The 1,248-nt window shown below is 40.4% G+C and carries 2 protein-coding genes and 1 pseudogene; 1 reads left to right on the top strand and 2 read right to left on the bottom strand.

All coding sequences use genetic code 11. From position 1 onward, the window contains the following. Window positions 1-133: pseudogene (locus IQ242_RS25125) on the bottom strand (photosystem II q(b) protein); the annotation flags it as partial. Between the two features lie 186 nt (window positions 134-319). Between IQ242_RS25125 and cynS the strand changes: the two are divergent. Then, window positions 320-757 (top strand): cyanase, encoded by a 438-nt coding sequence (gene cynS / locus IQ242_RS25120; RefSeq protein WP_193961827.1) that lies wholly within the window; start codon window positions 320-322, stop codon window positions 755-757. Window positions 758-1,061: 304 nt separating this feature from the next. Here the strand turns inward: cynS and IQ242_RS25115 are convergent. Then, a partial coding sequence (locus IQ242_RS25115; RefSeq protein ID WP_193961828.1) for a hypothetical protein occupies window positions 1,062-1,248 on the bottom strand: 187 nt, incomplete at its 5' end.

Genomic DNA, 1,248 nt, shown 5'->3' with positions numbered 1-1,248 from the left:
TGGCGGTGAGCAGGGTGGGGATCATGATGACACCGAACCAGCCGACATAAAGACGGTTGTTGGTGCTGGTGATCCACTGGCAGAACTGCTCCCACAGGGAAGCGCTCTCGCGCTGTTGTAGAGTGGTAGTCATGGTTGGATAATTTCTGTATGTATTAGGTTGTCAAGGTTCGTCGTTTGACATGAGTTAATACTATCGGCTTTTTATAGTTATGTAAAGGGGTTTTAAGAAATGTTTTTTTTATCAATGTTATAACTTTTACTTATATAATTGATGTTCAGGTAAACTAGAAGCAGACAAATTCTGCAAAAATAAGCAATGATACCCGAAATTACCGCAAAACTATTGGAAGCGAAGAAGGAAAACGGCCTCAGTTTCGCTGACCTAGAAGCGATTCTAGGGAGAGATGAGGTGTGGATTGCCGCTGTTTTTTACCGGCAAGCGAGCGCCTCCCCAGAGGAAGCAACGAAAATTGTGGCAGCTTTGGGACTGGGAACCGAAATCATCCCATCCTTAACCGAGTATCCTGTCAAGGGATTGGGTCCGGTTGTCCCCACCGATCCCCTGATTTATCGTTTCTATGAGATCATGCAGGTGTATGGAATGCCCCTAAAATCGGTAATTCATGAAAAATTCGGTGATGGTATTATGAGTGCGATCGATTTTACCCTCGACGTGGATAAGGAGGAAGACCCTAAAGGCGATCGTGTTAAAATTACCATGTCGGGTAAGTTTTTATCCTATAAGAAGTGGTGAGTCCGGCTAAAGTCAACGGTAAGGGATTTCTATTCCTTGCCGCTCTTGCTATTTTTCTTAACAAAACTTAACAATTGACGGCAAAATTTTGCTTGCTTTTTTTTGCAGATTTTGAGAAAATATTTTTAAAAGAATTTACTAACAATTGGAATCTAAGCAGCTTCTTATAAACACAACAGTCCCATTGTAAGAACATCATAACCCAAGCCGCCGCAAAAGTCAAGGGATCACTCCTAATTCAGTGGTCAGTAAACAGTAATCAGTAATCAGTGAAAAGACAGTAGGAAACTGGCATTTTCAGTGATCAGTAAACAGTAATCAGTGAAAAGACAGTAGGATGAGGCTCACTTAATACATACTGCTCAAAACTCAAATCTGATAACTGATAACTGATAACTGATAACTGATAACTGATAACTGATAACTGATAACTGATAACTGATAACTGATAACTGATAACTGATAACTGATAACTGATAACTGATAACTGA

It is taken from the genome of Microcystis sp. LEGE 08355 (genome assembly GCF_015207185.1).
GTDB lineage: Bacteria > Cyanobacteriota > Cyanobacteriia > Cyanobacteriales > Microcystaceae > Microcystis > Microcystis panniformis.
This window is presented reverse-complemented; position numbering and strand designations above follow the sequence as displayed.

What these genes read in the sequence shown, in the direction of transcription:
- cynS (WP_193961827.1), top strand. Translation starts at nt 320, where the DNA reads ATGATACCCGAAATTACCGCAAAACTATTGGAAGCGAAGAAGGAAAAC.